Origin of the sequence: Paenibacillus amylolyticus (assembly GCF_001570725.1) — a bacterium.
Classification (GTDB): domain Bacteria; phylum Bacillota; class Bacilli; order Paenibacillales; family Paenibacillaceae; genus Paenibacillus; species Paenibacillus amylolyticus_A.
Map to the genome: position 1 here is coordinate 83,425 of NZ_BCNV01000008.1, position 19,093 is coordinate 102,517.

Sequence of the window (19,093 nt, forward strand, 5' to 3'; positions counted from 1 at the left end):
GAAAAAAGAGGGTAATAACGTATGTATGATGTCATTGTAATTGGTGGTGGATCTGCGGGCCTGATGGCTTGCGTTGCAGCTGCCGAGCATGGAGCCTCTGTGCTTCTGCTGGATAAAGGAGATCAACTGGGTCGTAAACTCGGCATCTCTGGCGGAGGTCGGTGCAATGTAACCAATGCCAAGGAAACAGATGAACTCATCCGGCATATTCCGGGTAATGGCCGCTTTTTATATAGTTCGTTTCAGAATCTGGACAACCAGGGGATCATGCGTTTTTTTGAGAATCTCGGAATTGCCCTGAAAGAAGAAGATAACGGCAGAATGTTCCCCGTAACCGATAAAGCGAAAACAGTCGTGGATGCATTGGTAGGCAAAATCGTCTCCCTCGGCGTTGAGATTCGCACCAAAGAACCGGTTAAGGAACTCATTCAGAACGGTCAGCAGGTACAGGGTGTTAAATTGCTCTCAGGTAAAACCATCCTTGGACGCTCTGTCATTATCGCTACTGGCGGCAAATCCGTGCCTCAAACTGGATCAACCGGAGATGGTTATCCTTGGGCCGAAGCTGCCGGTCATACGATTACAGAGTTATATCCAACTGAAGTGCCTATTGTGTCTGGGGAGAGTTGGATTCAGTCCAAGGAACTGCAAGGTTTATCTTTGAGAGATATCGGTCTATCTGTTATAGATGCCAAAGGAAAACCCGTCATCTCCCATCGCGGGGATATGATTTTCACGCATTTTGGTGTGTCGGGACCGGTCGCACTGCGTTGCAGCCAATTTATCCGCAAGGTTCAGATGAAGTCTGGAAACCCACAGGTTATTATGAGCATTGATCTGTTCCCGGAGCTGTCCCTAGGTGCATTGGAAACACAAGTCCAACAGGTATTGGAACAAGAATCACGCAAGGCTGTCAAAAACATACTGAAAACATGGGTTCCGGAACGCATGATTCCATTAATGATGAAACGTGCGGAGATCAGCGATGACCTCACGTTCCACCATTTCCCCAAAGGCATGTTAAGCAATTTGTGCGGGCTAATGAAGGCTTTTACCTTCCGTGCAGACGGAACAAGATCGCTTAAAGAAGCCTTCGTTACTGGGGGAGGAATCCACTTAAAGGAGATATACCCAAAAACAATGGAATCCAAGCTGCTGCCTGGACTATTCTTTTGCGGTGAAGTTTTGGATATTCACGGCTACACTGGGGGGTATAATATCACCGCTGCTTTCTCCACAGGATATACGGCTGGTATGCATGCGGCTGAATATAAACACGCCACATCATAATAGGTATTACACACTTCATACCCATGCTGAATTGCTTCAGATGTCAAAAACCCCGATGTCCACTATCCGTGGAGTATCGGGGTTTTCAGCATTGTTCCATTTTAGAAAGGTGGATCGAACCACTCTTCGCCTGTGATTTTTGCCTTCTAGGCTTTGACACTGCCCGAGAATCCATCAGCCGAATCATCGTATGCCGGGTCCTCGCTATAGTTATGTGCACCTTGCTCAGCCTGGCTCCCCTGGTTTCCGCTCGTATAACCATCGTTCCAATCCTCATTCACGAGATGAGCCGGAATCGATATATTCTGAAACTGATCCAGTTCTTCCGTTTGCGAGGCAAATACGGCACTTCCTCCATGAGATTGTACAATCTCCACGGCAGACTGAGGATCCTGGCGATCTGTGGGAATGTACAATTCCAGCGGGCCGGACTGATACGGCTTATATCCCAATTCCTCCAAGGTTGCCCTGGCGGCATTCAACGCCGAACCGTCTGCGAAATGCACCTGTAGTTCGCTATTATCCATCATCGTCTCTTCCTCCTTGCTACAGCTAATCTCTCATCATCCGTTGATGAGATTCTTCTTCTATAGCATGGGCAGATATAGCGCACGATATGCTTTGACTTAGAAAGGAATTCCTTCAGGGCGTGTCTGAAAACTCCGAAGGAAGCAGATTTTGCCGAATTTTCGTTCCAAGCAAGGAAGTTTTCCGCAGGCGTGCCGGGGCACGTCAAGGGAAAGTGACACAGCATGGGGCGAAAAGGCGGTAAAAGATGAACTTCAGCGAGTTTTTGAGACACGTCCTAGGCCCGGGTCTGCCGAACCCATCCGGCAATTGATAACACACAGAGTCCAAAGGCCACCGCACCTGCGGCTGTCAGAATACCGACGATCCACCCGAGCCAGGCCAGTCCCAGCGTGAATCCCATAAGAATACCAATCGGGACGAACAACATCCGAACCATCATCGAACCTGCACGATGCAGCGCCTCCGAGTCATACGTTATGAGCTGAACATAGTCGGACGTGGCAAAAACATCCCAGGAACGATAAAACATTACCGTCAACATGATGATTAATAACGCACACACGATGACATTGACCGGAAAAGGTGGCAAGGCAACTGCTGCGATGGATAGTCCGCCAAGCTGCAAATACAATTTCATCGTAGCTGAGTTTCGGAAAAATGCCTTGAACGCAATCTCCGCTGTCCGGTTCGCGATGGAACGATTGCGCAGCAGTTTACGCGGTTTGCGGAAGATGATGGACCTTGTTCGTGGGGCTTTCGGCTTGCTCACCGCCCGGCTTAACATTAGTGCTGTAAGCTGCAGCCTGCTCCGCAGATCCTCCCGTACATCCCCTTCAAACGTTCCCTTCATCAAGAGCCTCATCTGTCCGACTGTAATCAGAAGAAGCATGATCACCCCGATACCAAAACTGATTTTCCACGTCTGCCCATGCATCCATGATGTCGCATGAATGGTCATATAACCTATGCCGATGACGAGAGGGATCATCTGAATCCAGCGTCGCCATCCTATAAGTCGAACCTTCGTCATATGTAGTGTTATTGCCTGGAATGAAGCTACTGCACCGAACCAGACAGCCATAAGTGCAATCTGGAGATTCGACATCTCATAGACACGGGACCACAGGGGTGCGGTCAGCGCTGTAATCAGGATCATTTTGCCCAGATGTTGCAGACAGGACAGGTAGAGCCCTTGCCTCATTAACGTGCGCATCCACAACGGCCTTGATTTCAGAAACAATACATCCGCTTCCTCCACAAATATCAACACACCCCCGGTAAGCATAACCACGTCAATCAACCCGGTCAGTACAGGAAGCGGTAATCCTGTCGCCCATGCAGGCAGCGGTTTGGTCCACAGACTCGTGTACCATCCAATCAGATAGAGCAGACCCGGAACAAGCAGGTATACCCACACCGTCCAATCCACGACGAGTCTAAGATTTTTCATTTGTTCCCTGAAATGCTCTTTACGTCTTCGTCTGTACAAACGAAGTGGTGTATAACGCTGGGAAGTTTCCATTCTCTCTCACCCTCTCTCTATCTAAGACGTCAGTACATCGAAACAGTCAAACAAAGAGGCTTCCGGCAATCCTGCCACTTCACGGATTTCATCCAGTGTTCCCTCGGCAGCCGATCTGCCGGAAGCAATCAGAATAAACCGATCGCAGATTCGTTCAGCGGTATCCAGTACATGCGTAGACATGAGCACACCCGCGCCGCGGCGACGTTCATCATCCAGCAATTTTAGAAAATCCTTGGTTGCACGAGGGTCCAGTCCGATGAACGGCTCGTCCACAATATAGATATCCGGTGAAGACAGAAATCCGATCATCAGCATCATTTTCTGCCGCATGCCCTTCGAGAAGCTGGCTGGAAGATCATTTCGAACGTGGTCCATGCCGAAACGAACCAACAGTTCCTCCGCTCTGGCAACAAAAGCTTCTTCCTCCATTTCATATGCCGCTGCCGCCAGGTCCAGATGTTCCCAGAAGGTCATATATTCGTAAAAAACCGGTTGCTCCGGGATATAGGCATAGCGACCCTCTCCCCCAATCGTCACTTCATAGTTCGCATGTTCCAGCAGACCCAGCAGTGTTTTGATCGTGGTACTTTTGCCCGCACCATTCGGTCCGATAATACCTACCAGCTCTCCCCGCGCCACATTCATTCGAATATTGCGTATGGTCGATTGTCCCGGCTCGTATCCTGCCTCGGTAATATGTACGTCCAATATGGACTCCTGTATTTCCGTGCTTTTATATTCCGTTCCCATATCATTCACTCCCTGTTCTAATCAGGCGTTTATTTCATTCTTTAGTTTTATTGTAATCGAGTTACGGGCTGTTTGTTTGATCATTTTGAGCATTTCTATATAGATGGCAAATAAACAAAGCAATAAATCATAGTAATGTATGATTTATTGCTTTGTTTATTATTCTTCGTTTTCAGTAACACAGTATGTTCGAATAATCGAGACTAGTTCTTCAAATGTGTACTTGTGGTTCACCATATCAACAGTAAAGTCCTCAGCAAAAGTTTGATCCATTTTAAGATACACATTGTTATAACGCAGAAAGATCACTAATGCGGTAAAAGCCGTTCTTTTATTAGCATTATGAAAAGGATGGTTTTGGCCCAAAGATTGAAAGATCGCAGCAGATTTTTCATATATAGATGGGTAGGCTTCGTTACCAAAAACTGATGATTGTGCTCTTACAACCGCAGATTCAAGCAGACCAGAATCTTTAACTCCAATCTGCTCTCCAGGACTGTAACGCTTAATCATAGCGACGTTGATCGCAATAACCTCTTGAATACTCAAATACCGGGTCATGCTCATCTATCCTTAAGACCTTTCAGGGTTTGATCATATTCACCCATCACATCAGCCAATGTATCCATAAAATCACTACTGATTCCGTTAGGCAAATTAACTTTTGCAGACTTTTTAATAATAATCTCCCCGGTGGACTGATTTACCTCGATTTGAACCATATCGCCTTGCTCAAGACCAACCTGTTTGAAGGCATCCGTCATTGTTAATCCAAGACTATTACCGAATTTCGTTACTTTTCGTTCCATCTCACTCACCCTATTCATTCATTTCTCCCCCTTAGTTATACTATTCAACTGTTATAACAATTATACTAATTTTTTTATCCAATTGCATATTATTTCGAATTGTGAAATGCAAAAAAAGAAGCAGGGGTTCCGGAGCCCCTGCTTCTTCATATTACAATGAAAAGCTCATATTACCGATTTGTCTCCACCACAGATGTAGTTTCACTCTCTGCATCTGCGTCTACGTTCAGACCCAGATCCAGTGCTCCGCGGCTTTCGTTTGCGTAGCTGTTGCTCACGTTACGCTCACGGTCGTTCACGCTATTGCTGCGTTCGGATTGAGCCATCGTTGCACTCTCTCCCTCCGCTTTCGCGTTCAGACCCAGATCCAGCACTCCACGACTTTCAGTTGCGTAGCTGTTGCTCACGTTACGCTCACGGTCGTTCACGCTATTGCTGCGTTCGGATTGAGCCATCGTTGCACTCTCTCCCTCCGCTTTCGCGTTCAGACCCAGATCCAGCGCTCCGCGGCTTTCGTTTGCGTAGCTGTTGCTCACGTTACGCTCACGGTCGTTAACGCTGTTGCTACGTTCGGATTGAGCCATCGTTGCACTCTCTCCTTCGGCTTTCGCGTTCAGACCCAGATCCAGTGCGCCGCGGCTTTCGCTCGCATAGCTACTGTTTACGTTACGCTCGCTGTCTTTCACGCTGTTGTTGCGTTCAGATTGAGTCCATGTCGCACTCTCTCCTTCTGCTTTTGCGTTCAGACCCAGATCCAGTGCTCCACGACTTTCGCTTGCATAGCTGCTGTTTACGTTACGCTCACGGTCATTCACGCTGTTGTTGCGTTCGGATTGAGCCATCGTTGCACCCTTTCCTTCCGCTTTCACGTTCAGACCGAGACCCAGTGCTCCACGGCTTTCACTCGCATAGCTGCTGTTTACGTCACGCTCGCTGTCTTTCACGTTGTTGTTGCGTTCAGATTGAGCCATCGTTGCACTCTCTCCCTCCGCTTTCGCGTTCAGACCCAGATCCAGCGCTCCACGACTTTCGCTCGCAGTGCTGCTGTTTACGTTACGCTCACGGTCATTCACGCTATTGTTGCGTTCAGATTGAGTCCATGTCGCACTCTCACCCTCGGCATTCACGTTCAGACCGAGACCCAGTGCTCCACGGCTTTCGCTCGCATAGCTGCTGTTCACGTTCCGATGGTCGCCGCCTCGTGAATAATCGCTCATCGTTGTACCTTCTCCCGACACATTGGCGTTCAAGCCAAGGCCCAGCTTGCCAGAACTGCTACGCTCAGCAGTGTGATCGGAAGAACGATCATTGTATCGGTTCGTGCTCTCTGAGGATAAGCCGGCATTGAGTCCAAGATCCAAATTCAATGCTCCACTTGCACTGGATGAACCTCCGTAGCTACCATTGTGCCCGTAACCTGTGTCACGGTGTCCTGACAGAAGAGATCCCAACTCCAGACGCAAACCTGCATTCAGATCCAGATTGCCACTGCTGTTATTGCTATAGCTATCTGCGTAAGTTGCCTGCGAAGCTCCCAGCAATCCAGCCACCAACGTACCCGACAATACCGACAATTTTACCCAACGATTCACTTTTTTCATGATGATATACACTCCTTCTCAATTTTGGTTGAATTAACGCCATTGTTGCCTAAGAGAAAGAGGTATATTGCGGCGGCCGCCCCGGCGGTGCCTGTGACCATTGACTGAACCCATCGAGCCGTTCCATTCGGAAAGCAAAATCGTAATCTGGCGTAACCAGCCCCGTTGTTGCTCCTGGAAGTGCAGCGGCTGGAGCCGTTGCTCCACCTCCAGTTACACCGGACGAACCGGAGCTTGTCCCTGCGGAAGCATTAGCTGCTCCGGGAGAAGTTGCTGCAACAGACCAACTATTGGGTCGTTCTGTGCGAGGCTGCAATGGAGATGCTGCATCAGTATCATCTTGTTTCAGAATGGCTTCCTGGTTACTATGCACTTGTTCAGTGACAGATGGTTCAGCAGATGGCTGATCTACGAGGAATAACTCGTTATCTGGCAATCCTGCATTGACATCGGAATCCTGCGTCAGATCGGTTCCTTCCACAGGCAATGCCTGCGGAACAACAGGTTGTTCTGGACGTAATACTGGTTCCGAGGTGATCTCAATCACTTTCCCTGTAACCTGTACTGCGTCCAGTCCTTCCTCGTTGTTCTGAGATGAAGAAGGATCTGTGAGCGCACTCGTATTGGAAGTTTCACCATTCGGTGTTTTGACGACTACAGGCCGTTCCGGCTTCACACTTGGAATCTCCACCTTTTCCTGATCAGGATTGAGTTCAGCGGATACGTCTACAACTGGAGCTTCTGCTTTCACAGAAGGCAACTGTACATTTCCCTTAGTCAGATCCACACGGGATGAGGAGATATTGACCGAAGTAACTTCAGGTACATCCACCTTCACGGAAGGCAATTCAACCTTACCCTGCCGAAGGTCTGTTTTCACAGCAGACGTCTCTGCCTTGATCACCTCGGGTACCTCTGCGGTAAGCCCGGGCAAGGAAGCTGTACCTTCGTTCAGGTTTACCTGACTGCTTGATACATCGGCTTTGATCACCAGTGTATCCGCCTTTACAGACGGCAGTTCGACGGTTCCCTTCTTCGCATCAATCCCAATCTCTGATGTTCCGGCCGATCCAAGCGGTGTATCTACGTTCAGCTCGGATACACTCAGCTTACCTGTGGATTCATTCGCTTTGATCGACGGAACTTCAACATCCAGTAGTGGTGTGGATACCGATACCGATGGAGTCAGATTCAACCCGCCATCCGAATCGCGTGAAAACAGATTTAGCGACAATCCGCTGGACGGTTTTTCAGAAGATACCTGAGCATCATCCGCATATACATGCGACGATCCAAACCCCAGCATCAAAGTCCCTGCAAGTATTGCCAGTGGTATGCTTCCAAGACGTACAATCGATTTTGGTAACTTTACGTTCAAGTTGCTTCACCCCCTTTCCGCTAATGCATTGGTGGGACAAGGCATATGAGTTTTCCCCTATGAATAATTAGAATACAGGGATTTCTGCCTGTTCCTCATTAAACGTGAAGGCGTTTACTCAAACGCTTTTTCATCAAAAACTTAAAATTTGAAGTAAATTCAAACCTTCATTTCAACTGTTCTAACCTGAGCGGGTCCGGCATGTTTTCAGTCGCCCGCAGTCATGCTCTTTGGCGCAATGGAGTCATTCATATCGACTTTTTTCCCGTTACGTTTCATCAAATAAATCAACCCAAGCAAGGTCAGCAAAATGCCTGAACAGACAAAAGCCGGTACGACACCGAACGAGGTGACCATGAATCCACCGACTACCGGACCCATAATATTACTGGCTGTCATCACGCTGCCTACCGTTCCAAACACCCTGCCTGTCATCGCCTCAGGTGTCTGTTCCTGCAACAGGATCTGGAAGGGTACCACTGCAAACCCGATTCCGATTCCCGCCAGGGCAAACAAGGTTATAAGCAGCAGGTGCGCACTAAGTCCAGCAGATGGCCAGGCCACGACAATGATTCCGGCTGTACCAATGACCAGACCCGTGAGCGAGGTTCCCAGACCCATTTTCAAAACATGCCCTGCTTGCCTCCACTTCCGCACACTCATCGCTGCAATTAATGTTCCTACACCACTGGCCGCCACGCACCATCCCAGCAGATCACTTGAAATTCCGGGAAGCTGTCTAAATAACACCACAGTCTGTGAATCGGCAAATTGCAAAAATAGTATGGCTGAAGCAAGCAAGATCAGAGACGTTCCTACGTGGGGAAGAGTAGCGAGCATGCGGATGCCCTCCAATGTTTCTTTCCAAAAAGAGTTTTTTCGGCGGTTGTTAACATCCCCAGCTGTCTCTTCCTCTAATTCTGTTACGTTATGAATGGCGGTTTGGATCACCCGAGTTCCAGGAATCCACAATAAAATGATGCCGGAGATTAGAAAAGACGCTGAATCGAGAACAAAACACCAGGTGATGCCAAAAGCAGCTACCAGCAGTCCACCAAGCGCTGGACCAATAATTTTGGACATCTGTTCGATCACTGAGCTGATGGACACCGCTTGCGCAAGCTGTTCATGCGGTACAATTTCCTTTAGCTTTCCGTTTTTGGCAGGAGAAAAGATGACATCAAATAGCGATTTGAGGACAAGCAGTATGTAGACGTGCCAGATCTGGTCGGCAAAAATCAACGCACCCACGATGACGATTCGCGCGCCATCAGCAGCAATCATCAACCATTTGCGATTCATCCGATCCGCGAGCGCTCCAGCAAACGGCCCCGTCACCAACATGGGTAATGCTGCGGACAACATGACAAACGTAATCTCCCACGGCGTTGCATTCCAGCGGATACCTACGAGTGTCAGGATCGCCAGCAGATGCAGCCAGTCCCCCAGATTGGAGATGGCCTGTGCCACCATCAATGTTACAAAAGATCGGTTATTCTTCAGCGGTCGTTGTGCTTCAAATGTTAACTCACTTGTCATCCTGCTTCTCCTCCAGTACCTTCCGTATTCATAATATGAACTCATTATAAGAGAGCATGGCTTGACTCAACCTCCGGCCAGAGGCGGAGAAGAAGCGACATCTGAAGGATGATTTTCCTGCAAGATGAATGATCAAATTTTAAATGCTAAAAATGCAGATCTTGTGACATATCGCATGTTTTTCGTGGAAACAGAGGTTTACAATAAGAGCATGGCGACAACCTGAATCGTCAAACATAACTAACCAACTCCTATAAGTTGAAATATCTTTTACATTAACAGCATAAGGAAGAGGACCACTCTTCATCATTTCAACTTATAAAACTAATCTGAAAAGGCGGGATCAGCATGCTGGAATTACAAGAAATTGGAGCCGAACGTTCACTTCATCTGTACCGCACCTTGGCCCAGACATTCAAGAGCGTGAATGAACACGCTGTATCCGGAAGCAAAGTGCATGGCTTCAACCCCACCGCATACGGGGTGCTCGAAGTGTTATATATGAAAGGAGCTCAGCCGATTCAACAGGTTGGTGCACAGCTTCTGCTGCAAAGTGGAAATGTGACCTATGTGATTGATAAGCTGGAGCAAAAAGGACTGTTACTCCGTAAGCATTGTCCGCAAGACAGACGTATCATTTTTGTGGAATTGACCGAAGAAGGCCAACGCACCATGGATGACATCTATCCAGGCTATGCGGTGAAGATCGACCGTGCTGTCAGTGGACTGAGCGAGGAAGATAAGGAACTGCTGTCCGAACTTTTGGGAAGGCTTGCACATTCTGCAGATCGTTTATCAGCAAGCAGTTAGAACATTCATGGCGCAAGTGCCAACAAAAATAACCGGATTTGCCTGACATCGGCGAATCCGGTTTTTCGTATATATCTTCTTTTTACTTTGAGCCTTGTGGTTGCGGTGGAGCATCTGCATCTTCGGGTACAATTAAACGTTTGCGTAGAGCCAGCGTCGTTACCCACGAGACCAATGCAATGACAAACATAATGACAAACAGGGAATGCAAACTTCCTTCCAGCACGTTACGCAGCAGCGCCCATTTGTCATCCGACAGAGCAGCATCCGTATGTGGTGCGAGCAGTTCATTCAGATCATTTTCCGAAATTCCGGCCTCCGCTAGATTCTGTTCATTCGATAACGTGGAGATCCGATAGTTCAACCAGGTACCAAAAGCCGCTGCACCAATCGTCTGTCCCAACGTACGCATGAACGTATGCAGTGCCGTAGAGGAGCCACGCTCCTTATACCCTACGGAGGACTGCGCAATAATGGTGAAGATCGTAAATGCAAATCCGAAGCCGAGACCATAAATAAAGGTCAATATGAAGAGCACGGCCTGCGGGGATGTCCCGCCCACCAGAAAGAGTCCACCCGATCCAATCGCAATGCCGGTTAATCCAATCAATGCGGTCATACGTGATCCAATTTTCATCAACAGGCGGCCTGCCAACACACTACCAATGAGCCAGCCCACCGACATCGGCGCGAGCAGCAGCCCGGATTCCGTCGCATTACCTCCCCGAACCCCCTGCACCCAGAGCGGCAAATAACTGGTTAGACCGATCATCAGAGTGCTGGTTAGCAATCCCGCGATATTCGCCACACGGATGTCCCGAATTCGGAACAGATGTAGAGGAACCATTGGGGCCTGAGCTCTTTTTTCCACCACGAAAAATAAAATGATAAACAGAGCGGCAATCACACTCAGTCCTACAATCAACGGAGAACTCCAGGCATAATACTGTCCACCCGCCGACAGGACGAAGAGCAATGCCGTAATGCCTACCGTGAAAGTCAACGCACCGACATAGTCAATTTTGGCTGTACGCGGAGAGATATCTTCCTTCAGATAACGAAATACAAACCACATCGCGAGCAGACCAAATGGCACATTAAAACCAAAGATCCACTGCCAGCCCAGATTATCTACAAAATAACCACCAAGCAACGGACCCGCCAGAGAGGAAATACCCCACACGGAGCTGATCCAGCCCTGAATTTTGCCACGTTCTTCAATGGCGTAGATGTCTCCGATAATCGTAAAAGTAACAGGAACTACCGCACCCGCACCGATCCCTTGAATGGCACGAAAAATAATCAATTGCTCCATGTTCTGCGACAGACAGCACAGGAGTGAACCCAATAAAAATAAGGCACAGCCAATCAGGAATACAGGCTTTCGTCCATACAAGTCACTGATTTTGCCGAAAATGGGCGTACTCACAGCCATCGTCAGCAGATATGCGGTGAAAATCCAGCTAAGCAGCTGTACACTCCCCAGTTCACTGACAATGGTTGGTCCCGCTGGGCCAATCACGGTGCCTTCTATCGCTGACAGAAATGTCGCGAGCAACAGCCCCGTCAAGATGAAACTGCGCTTCAAACCTCCGATTGCATTCACACAAACCCTTCTCTCTTCGTTTCTCTAGATAATTGGTGCTTCTCCAGCTTTGTTCTGTTTCTTCGTTGAAGTGTAACTATAAAAACAATTATATATTGTCTCTTTTATTTACCTTTCTTACGAAGGAACTCATCATACAACATGGAATACATCACCATATCCTTGTATCCGGTGGACGTATGCTGCACCTGTCGCAGCAACCCTTCTCGTGTGAAGCCGCGGTTCGTCAGGAACTCGCCGGAAGCCAGATTACGCGGATCAACCAGCGCTTCAATCCGATTAAGTCCCATGGTCTCATATCCGAAGGGTAGCAATGCCGAGAAAGCCTCCGTCATATAACCGTGGCGCCAGTAATCACGTCCAAGCTCATATCCGATCTCACCCCGGAATGCGCCTTCAAGCTGCCATGTGTTAAATCCACAGCTGCCGATGAGTTTGCCTGTTTCTTTGAGCTCGATCCCCCACCGTATCGCATCCTCTTCCCCTGCCATTTGGTTGAGCAGTGCAATCATGTCCGCCGCTTCGCTTGTCCCAATCATGGGTGCAAGATTCATATAACGGGTTACCTCGCGATCCGACCAGCATGCGAACATCTGAGCCGCATCCCGGCGACGCATTTTACGCAGACGAAGCCGCGCAGTCTCCATTTCGGGAATTCTCCCTTTGCATTTATACATATAAGACACTCCGATCCGATCCATCTCTGCAGACCATAAGATTCACTAGTCATCTAATCATAACCTGCGCCGAATGGCAACTATTCAGTCATGGACACACGTCAAAAAACCGGGCCAATATCGCTCCCGGTCTTGTTGTACGTATGGATCAATTCGAGTTTGAGTAAATTATGGAATCATGGCTTGTCCAAATGAATTTTTAAGCTTTGGACGTTTTCTTGCCCTTCCCCAGTAATTCATCGCTAACCCGGCCAAACACAGCCGTGATTTCCTTGAATTCTTCAATGCCAGTCCCGGTTAGGCTCCATTGGTCCCCGTGGGCGGTCAGGAAGTTTTCCTGAGTCAGGTGTTCAAGCTCCTGCTTGATCTCCCGCTCTCCAACGCGATAGCCCCGTTCTTCCAATAAGGGCAGCGCCTCGCTAACGTTCAAATCCTGATTTTGCGCGAAATATAGTAGATGTATCCGTACAAAAAGATTCTGTACCTCTGCATGCATAAGCCAAGCTCCTTCCCGGGTTATAGCCCTCCGTGGTTGCTAAGTAATTACCCCACGCAAGAAGCTGAGAAACAGGAGGATTCTTCAGGTATTCCCTTCCCTTTCCGAAATCCTCCGCTTGACTAACCGCATCCTCTGCACTATCTTGAAAATAAGTACCATTTTGCTCGGGAGGGTGATTTACCATGTTTCAAGCTGTTTCCTATGAAGGAACACGAAGTGAGCAGCACACCGCCGTCCTGGGACAGTTAAGTGCTCTGATCCGCGATGAACCTAGTGCGATTGCCAATCTGGCGAACGCTGCTGCGCTGCTCAATGTATTTATGACCGACACCAATTGGGTCGGCTTCTATCTGTATGATGGAAAAGAACTGGTCCTCGGGCCATTCCAAGGACTGCCTGCCTGTATCCGAATTCCATTGGGACGTGGCGTATGCGGTACATCTGCTGCGGAAAAACGTACCATGGTCGTTGACGACGTTCATGCTTTCCCAGGCCACATTGCCTGTGATGCAGCATCGAACAGTGAGATCGTCGTACCGATTATCAAAAACGGCGAACTTTACGGGGTGCTGGATATCGACAGCCCGATCAAAAACCGGTTTGACGACGAAGACCGCGTCTTCCTGGAGAAAGCCGTAAGCCTGCTCACAGAGCAGTTGTAAGCAAAGAACCCGTAATAACAAAGAGCGCAGTCCTCTCAGAGGACTGCGCTCTTTGTTATCCATTATCGTTTCACACCCATGTTCTTGCTCGCCCATGTTACTTTATGCATCTAGGATAAATCCTGTTCCGCTTTAATCATCATCCCGTCGCGCAGGAATTCAGCCAGCCTCGGGTGATAACCATCGTACATTTTGCGGAAATCTCGATGCTCGACGTACAGATTGGCCAGATCCCGATAGATCTCAGCGGTGGGTGTATAATAACCCTTGATCCATTCAAGATGCCTGCCAATAATCCGTTGTACTTTCGCACTCCCCGGTTCCAATCCATCCTCAATGGCCTGTTGCAAGTCGAGATGAACCAGATCAATTTTTGCCTGGGAATCGAGATAATCTTCCTTTGACTTCAGTTCCTGGTTTTCAGACAATGCGGACGAATGGGAAGATTGGATGTCGGACCTCTGAACGTCCTCCGTCGGCACTTGATTCATATCATTATTGACCACATGGTTAGAACTCCCTTCATTCAGCAGCTGGTGACGTCCCTTATTTACAAAACCGATATATAACTCATGTTCATCCAGTTCCTGTTCACCTTGCAAATGAGAAATCGTTTTGTCCAGTGTCTGAATCAATCCATGCAGACGGAGTGCCTTCTCCAGAATCTCAATGCGATGCTGCTGCATGATGCGAATGACGTCCTGAGGATTATCGCGGAGCATCGATCCAATCTCATTCTCCTCCATGCCTACTTCCTTACAGAAGAGAATTTGCTGGAGTCTCAACAGTTCTTGCTTTTCATAATAGGTATCCTCATCCAAACCACCAAAGGCCGGATTCAGGAGACCTGTCTCCGCATACTGGCTCAGCTCGTTCAGACTCACGCCTGACATTCCGGATACGTCAACCATGGAATATGCCATTTGAATACACCTCCTGCCTGTCCTGCAACTACAGAGTTCAGGCTTAATTCATACTGCATTTTATTTGAATAATGAGAGAATATAAGACTTTCGGCAATGCTGTACCGCTTCATTCCGCTCGTGCTCTGGATGGGTACATCATGCTTCGGTGATATGAGCGGCGTATGGTCAGTTATGTTGCGGTATGTTAACTATGTTATACCCGTCTCATCAGATGTGAACCCGCAGTCAGTGAAGAATCACTATGTATTTTTGAAACTATTTTCCACGATTTTTTTATAAAAAAATCCTGCGCCATTATCGTGGCACAGGATCATATCATTATGTTTTCATTGGCATACGGTATATTGAGTAAAAGAATGGAAGAGAATCAACCTTTGTTAAACATGACAAACTTCAATTCCGTCATTTCCTCTACAGCATATTTAACACCTTCACGTCCAATACCGCTCTGTTTCACACCACCATAAGGCATGTGATCGACGCGGAACGTTGGAATGTCATTAATCATAACTCCGCCTGCCTCGATCTGATCGACGGCATGGAGAGCCGTATGAATGTCGTTCGTGAATACACCAGCCTGAAGTCCATAGATGGAATCGTTGACATGTTCAATGCCCTCTTCAACCGAATCCACGGTATTAATCACCACGATGGGAGCAAACACTTCCTGACAGGATACCTTGGCATCACGGGGAACGTTAACCAGCACGGTTGGACGCAGAACGCCTCCTTCAGCTTGACCGCCTGCTGCTACTTCAGCCCCGGCCTGTTTGGCTTCTTCAATCCAATCGAGCGTGCGCTCCACATCTTTAGACGTAATCAGCGCAGAGACTACCGTATCCGGCTCGAGAGGGTCTCCGACCACCACTTGTTTCGCCGCTTCAGCAAAACGCCGGATGAATTCTTCCGAGATGTCACGATGTACGTAAATCCGCTGTAGAGAGATACATACCTGTCCCTGATACGTGAAAGCTCCCGTCACACATCGAGGAATCACTTTGTCCAGATCTGCGTCCTTATCCACGATCACCGCTGCATTCGACCCAAGCTCCAGTGTCACGCGTTTCAGTCCTGCTTTGCTACGAATGCTCGTCCCTACCGCTGGACTGCCTGTAAACGTAATGTGAGCAACATGGGGGTGCTCGACAAGCACATCACCAATCGTTTTACCATCACCGCTCACCACGTTCAGTGCACCATCCGGCAATCCGGCTTCCTGAAGCAGATTAGCAATGTAATAGGAAGACAGCGGCGTCTGCTCCGCAGGTTTGAGAACAATCGTATTGCCCGCTGCCAGCGCTGGACCTACCTTGTGAGCTACCAGGTTCATGGGGAAATTAAACGGCGTGATTGCGCCAATGACGCCTAGAGGTTGCCGCATCGTATAGCCGATGCGCCCTTCTCCACCTTTGGCTGCATCCATCGGAACCGTCTCTCCGGTCAGTCGCTTGGCTTCTTCGGCGGCAAAACGATACGTCTCCACCGTACGATCAACCTCGGCCAGTGCTGCGGTAATCGGCTTCGCTGCCTCAAGCGCAATGATTCGCGCTGCTTCTTCTTTGCGTTCTTCAAGCATGGAGGACAACTTGTACAGAATATCTGCACGCTGATGTGCAGGCATCTGGCGCATTGCCTTCCCAGCTTGAACCGCAGCTGCAACAGCAGCCTCCGCTTCCTCTGCTGAAGCCGAAGAGACTTCTGCCAGCGTTTCCCCGGAGTATGGTGCTTGAAGTGTTTTATAATCTACGGATTCGGTGGGTTTGCCACCGATAAACAGATGTTGTTTTTTCATATGCTGCATCCTCCATCCTTTTAGAACCTATTGAACTAAAGAAAAGAATATTACACTGCCCCTTCGATGACAGAACAACCATACAATCGCTGTCTCATGTAAAAGTTCAGCTCAATTTATATAATCTATTTATACACTATTTCCATGCCATCAACCCACTACAGTGTTCGGCAATCATAGCTTGTAACGTGCCTGATGAGCCATTGTAGCGATCATGAGCTATTGCATTATAAAGGATTTCATAACCTATTTAACCGTCAGGACGGGGCATTCTGCATGTTTTAACACGCCATGACTGACACTGCCCACGATCATCTCTGCCAGCATGCCTTTCCCACCTGTACCCATCACAATCATTCCACAATCTCGTTCACGCGCCACACGGCAGATCTCATTAACAGGATCACCCGCAATCAGCAGCGTTTCATACGCAACATTCCGTCCGGACAACTGTCTGGTCACTGGTTCTATAATATGTTGCCCTTCTTCGGCAATCCGAGCTTCCAGATCAACACCCAATGCAGGTTCATTCATAGAAATGGCAGGATTAACATGTACGATCAACAGATTTGCGGAATGTTTCATATTCTCAGCCAGAATCAGGGCTTGCTCCAAAGCCTTATGCGCATGATCCGAACCATCAACAGCAACTAATATACGTTTCAGCATTGCAATTCCTCCTGTGAATTAGTGAGATGTAATGGCGGAATCGATATCCCGCAGATGATGACGGCGTACCAGCAGTACCACGACACCAATCAGAACCATTAATGCGCCAAAATAAAACGGCGTTTCCGGCAGGAACCACTCGGATAATTTACCCGCAAGCCATGGAGCAAGCGCACCACCCAGGAAGCGAACAAAGCTGTATGCAGCGGAAGCAACAGAACGCTCCACAGGTGCAGCTTCCATAACAGCCGTTGTAATCAACGTGTTGTTAATCCCAAGGAAGATCCCTGCCACAATAACTGCAACAATAACGGTAGTTGGTGAACCCATCACAGTACCTACTGCCATAACAACCAGATCAATCGCAAACAGCGTAAGCATGACACTCATGGACGGCACCGATCCGAATCGGCGTTGTAATCTTGGAGCCACAAATACCGACGTAATCGCAAGCATCAGTCCCCAGCCAAAGAATACATAACCCAAGCCGTGCTCATCCAGATTCATGACATAGGGTGAATAAGCCATCAAGGTAAAGAAACCAAAGTTATACAGGAAGGCGGTAATCGCCAATGTTTTCAATGAAGGATAACTCAATGCTTTGAACGGATCGGACAAAGAACTGCGTGTTTTCGGTTTTGCCATCTTGGGCAACATAAATGTAATACTGATAAAGGCAATCGCCATCAGGACAGCCACCCCATAGAACGGGCCACGCCAAGAGATGGAACCCAGCTCACCGCCAAGCAGCGGACCAACCGCAATCCCGAGACCAAGTGCTGCTTCGTACAAAATAATCGCTTTGGCTGTCCCCGATGTGGACAGTCCCACAATGGCAGATAACGCCGTTGCGATGAACAAGGCATTCCCAAGTCCCCAACCGCCACGGTAACCGACCAGTGCACCTACCGTGTCTGAGGTACCGCCGAGGAACGAGAAAATAATAATCAGCAATATACCGCTGAGCAGCGTCCACTTCACACCAATCCGGCTGGATACCACACCTGTAATCAGCATCGCTACCCCGGTTACAGCGTTATAACTGGTAAATAGCAGTGACACCTGGCTTTTCGAAGCATGCAGCTGATCTGCAATTGCGGGCAGAATCGGGTCAACCAGACCCAGACCCATAAAAGATATGATACATGCAAAGGCGACCGCCCATACCGCTCGTGGCTGGGATAGCAGACCTCCACGTGATGACGGCAATTCGTCTGGTAATGATGGCTCTCTTTTCATACGTAATTCCTCCTGTGAATAATTTATGTGGTTAATCTTTATATTTGAAAATGTCCGTGAAAACGATGAAAACATTGCGTCTATTTTCATGAATAGAGGTAACAAAACGGCACAAATGACACCGGAACATCCGGTGCTTGTACAGGATCGCCACAGGTACTATGGTACTCACTCCATGTAGCGATTATGTGTATACAGTTTTGTTTATTAAACATTAGATGCTAACTCAGTTAGCCGTCTTCATCACCCTGCGGATCATGTGCCTGTAATTTTTGAATACCGCTCCGAACACGTTCACGCAGCTCTTCCAGTTCAGTCTGTACGGCATGTATGCTCTGAAGTTTCTGCTCAATCAGTTGCAGCTGACCATCCAGCGTTGTTTCCATCGTGGTGAGCTTCTCGATCCGTTCTCTCACTTCAGTTGTCTGCTGGTAGTCAAAACGTTGTTCGTTCAAGGCATCTGCCGTTGCCACATAGGTATGTAACTCCTGAAGGGAGAATCCAAGTACCTCTTTGGCGCGAACCACCTTTTTCAGATAATCAATATCATCCCGAGTGTACAACCGCGTCCCGCCATCTGTCCGCTGAGGTGAAGGCATGACACCAATCTCTTCATAATACCGAATGGTTCGCTTGGTCAAACCACATTCCTTGGCTACGTCGTCGATTTTATATAAACTCATTTCCCTCACCTCTTTCATATGTCTATAATGTTATGTACATAATTATATATAATATTAACGTTAACGTCAACGTCAACGTTAGATTTTATATATGAAATCTTGGCGAG

General features: G+C 48.3%; 19 protein-coding genes. 3 read left to right on the forward strand and 16 right to left on the reverse strand.

The genetic code is table 11. From position 1 onward, the window contains the following. Nucleotides 1-21 precede the first annotated feature (21 nt). Nucleotides 22-1,290, forward strand: coding sequence for an NAD(P)/FAD-dependent oxidoreductase (locus PAHA3_RS26340; RefSeq protein WP_062837636.1), 1,269 nt, complete (start codon nt 22-24; stop codon nt 1,288-1,290). Between the two features lie 146 nt (nt 1,291-1,436). Here PAHA3_RS26340 and PAHA3_RS26345 read toward each other — a convergent pair whose 3' ends face one another. The 8 genes from PAHA3_RS26345 to PAHA3_RS26380 form a co-directional block, all read right to left on the reverse strand. Then, nucleotides 1,437-1,820, reverse strand: a complete 384-nt coding sequence (locus tag PAHA3_RS26345) for a hypothetical protein (RefSeq protein ID WP_062837637.1) — start codon at nt 1,818-1,820, stop codon at nt 1,437-1,439. Nucleotides 1,821-2,095: 275 nt separating this feature from the next. After that, complete coding sequence (locus tag PAHA3_RS26350) at nt 2,096-3,343, reverse strand: ABC transporter permease (protein WP_062837638.1); 1,248 nt, start codon at nt 3,341-3,343, stop codon at nt 2,096-2,098. Between the two features lie 21 nt (nt 3,344-3,364). Next, entirely contained in the window at nt 3,365-4,096 is a 732-nt protein-coding gene (locus PAHA3_RS26355) for an ABC transporter ATP-binding protein (protein WP_062837639.1), read from the reverse strand. Nucleotides 4,097-4,255: 159 nt separating this feature from the next. Beyond that, nucleotides 4,256-4,663: a type II toxin-antitoxin system death-on-curing family toxin gene (locus tag PAHA3_RS26360; RefSeq protein WP_062837640.1), complete on the reverse strand. Its 408-nt coding sequence runs from the start codon at nt 4,661-4,663 to the stop codon at nt 4,256-4,258. Beyond that, nucleotides 4,660-4,923: an AbrB/MazE/SpoVT family DNA-binding domain-containing protein gene (locus tag PAHA3_RS26365; RefSeq protein WP_062837641.1), complete on the reverse strand. Its 264-nt coding sequence runs from the start codon at nt 4,921-4,923 to the stop codon at nt 4,660-4,662. Before PAHA3_RS26365 ends, PAHA3_RS26360 begins: the two co-directional genes overlap by 4 nt. A 152-nt stretch (nt 4,924-5,075) precedes the next feature. Continuing rightward, a complete protein-coding gene (locus PAHA3_RS26370; RefSeq protein WP_062837642.1) occupies nt 5,076-6,506 on the reverse strand; it encodes a hypothetical protein in 1,431 nt (476 codons plus the stop codon). Nucleotides 6,507-6,555: 49 nt separating this feature from the next. Next, nucleotides 6,556-7,884, reverse strand: coding sequence for a hypothetical protein (locus PAHA3_RS26375; RefSeq protein WP_062837643.1), 1,329 nt, complete (start codon nt 7,882-7,884; stop codon nt 6,556-6,558). Between the two features lie 207 nt (nt 7,885-8,091). Beyond that, complete coding sequence (locus PAHA3_RS26380) at nt 8,092-9,423, reverse strand: MFS transporter (protein ID WP_062837644.1); 1,332 nt, start codon at nt 9,421-9,423, stop codon at nt 8,092-8,094. A gap of 348 nt (nt 9,424-9,771) precedes the next feature. Here PAHA3_RS26380 and PAHA3_RS26385 point away from each other — a divergent pair, with 348 nt between their 5' ends. Beyond that, nucleotides 9,772-10,233: a MarR family winged helix-turn-helix transcriptional regulator gene (locus PAHA3_RS26385; RefSeq protein WP_062837645.1), complete on the forward strand. Its 462-nt coding sequence runs from the start codon at nt 9,772-9,774 to the stop codon at nt 10,231-10,233. Between the two features lie 82 nt (nt 10,234-10,315). On the opposite strand, the gene PAHA3_RS26390 is transcribed toward PAHA3_RS26385, so the two are convergent. The 3 genes from PAHA3_RS26390 to PAHA3_RS26400 form a co-directional block, all read right to left on the reverse strand. Next, nucleotides 10,316-11,821: an MDR family MFS transporter gene (locus PAHA3_RS26390; RefSeq protein ID WP_082763020.1), complete on the reverse strand. Its 1,506-nt coding sequence runs from the start codon at nt 11,819-11,821 to the stop codon at nt 10,316-10,318. A gap of 122 nt (nt 11,822-11,943) precedes the next feature. Continuing rightward, entirely contained in the window at nt 11,944-12,486 is a 543-nt protein-coding gene (locus PAHA3_RS26395) for a GNAT family N-acetyltransferase (RefSeq protein ID WP_235599573.1), read from the reverse strand. Between the two features lie 229 nt (nt 12,487-12,715). Next, on the reverse strand, nt 12,716-13,012 hold the full coding sequence (locus PAHA3_RS26400; RefSeq protein WP_036614170.1) for a hypothetical protein: 297 nt from the start codon (nt 13,010-13,012) through the stop codon (nt 12,716-12,718). A 185-nt stretch (nt 13,013-13,197) separates the two neighbouring features. On the opposite strand from PAHA3_RS26400, the gene PAHA3_RS26405 reads away from it, so the two are divergent. Next, nucleotides 13,198-13,677, forward strand: a complete 480-nt coding sequence (locus tag PAHA3_RS26405; RefSeq protein ID WP_062837648.1) for a GAF domain-containing protein — start codon at nt 13,198-13,200, stop codon at nt 13,675-13,677. Between the two features lie 110 nt (nt 13,678-13,787). On the opposite strand, the gene PAHA3_RS26410 is transcribed toward PAHA3_RS26405, so the two are convergent. From PAHA3_RS26410 to PAHA3_RS26430, 5 genes are all read right to left on the reverse strand, one after another. After that, nucleotides 13,788-14,600, reverse strand: coding sequence for a MerR family transcriptional regulator (locus PAHA3_RS26410; RefSeq protein ID WP_062837649.1), 813 nt, complete (start codon nt 14,598-14,600; stop codon nt 13,788-13,790). Between the two features lie 370 nt (nt 14,601-14,970). Next, entirely contained in the window at nt 14,971-16,395 is a 1,425-nt protein-coding gene (locus PAHA3_RS26415; RefSeq protein WP_062837650.1) for an aldehyde dehydrogenase family protein, read from the reverse strand. A 246-nt stretch (nt 16,396-16,641) separates the two neighbouring features. Beyond that, nucleotides 16,642-17,064: a universal stress protein gene (locus PAHA3_RS26420; RefSeq protein WP_082763017.1), complete on the reverse strand. Its 423-nt coding sequence runs from the start codon at nt 17,062-17,064 to the stop codon at nt 16,642-16,644. 18 nt (nt 17,065-17,082) lie between these two features. Continuing rightward, entirely contained in the window at nt 17,083-18,303 is a 1,221-nt protein-coding gene (locus tag PAHA3_RS26425) for an MFS transporter (protein ID WP_062837652.1), read from the reverse strand. 230 nt (nt 18,304-18,533) lie between these two features. Next, on the reverse strand, nt 18,534-18,986 hold the full coding sequence (locus PAHA3_RS26430) for a MerR family transcriptional regulator (RefSeq protein WP_062837653.1): 453 nt from the start codon (nt 18,984-18,986) through the stop codon (nt 18,534-18,536). Nucleotides 18,987-19,093 lie beyond the last annotated feature (107 nt).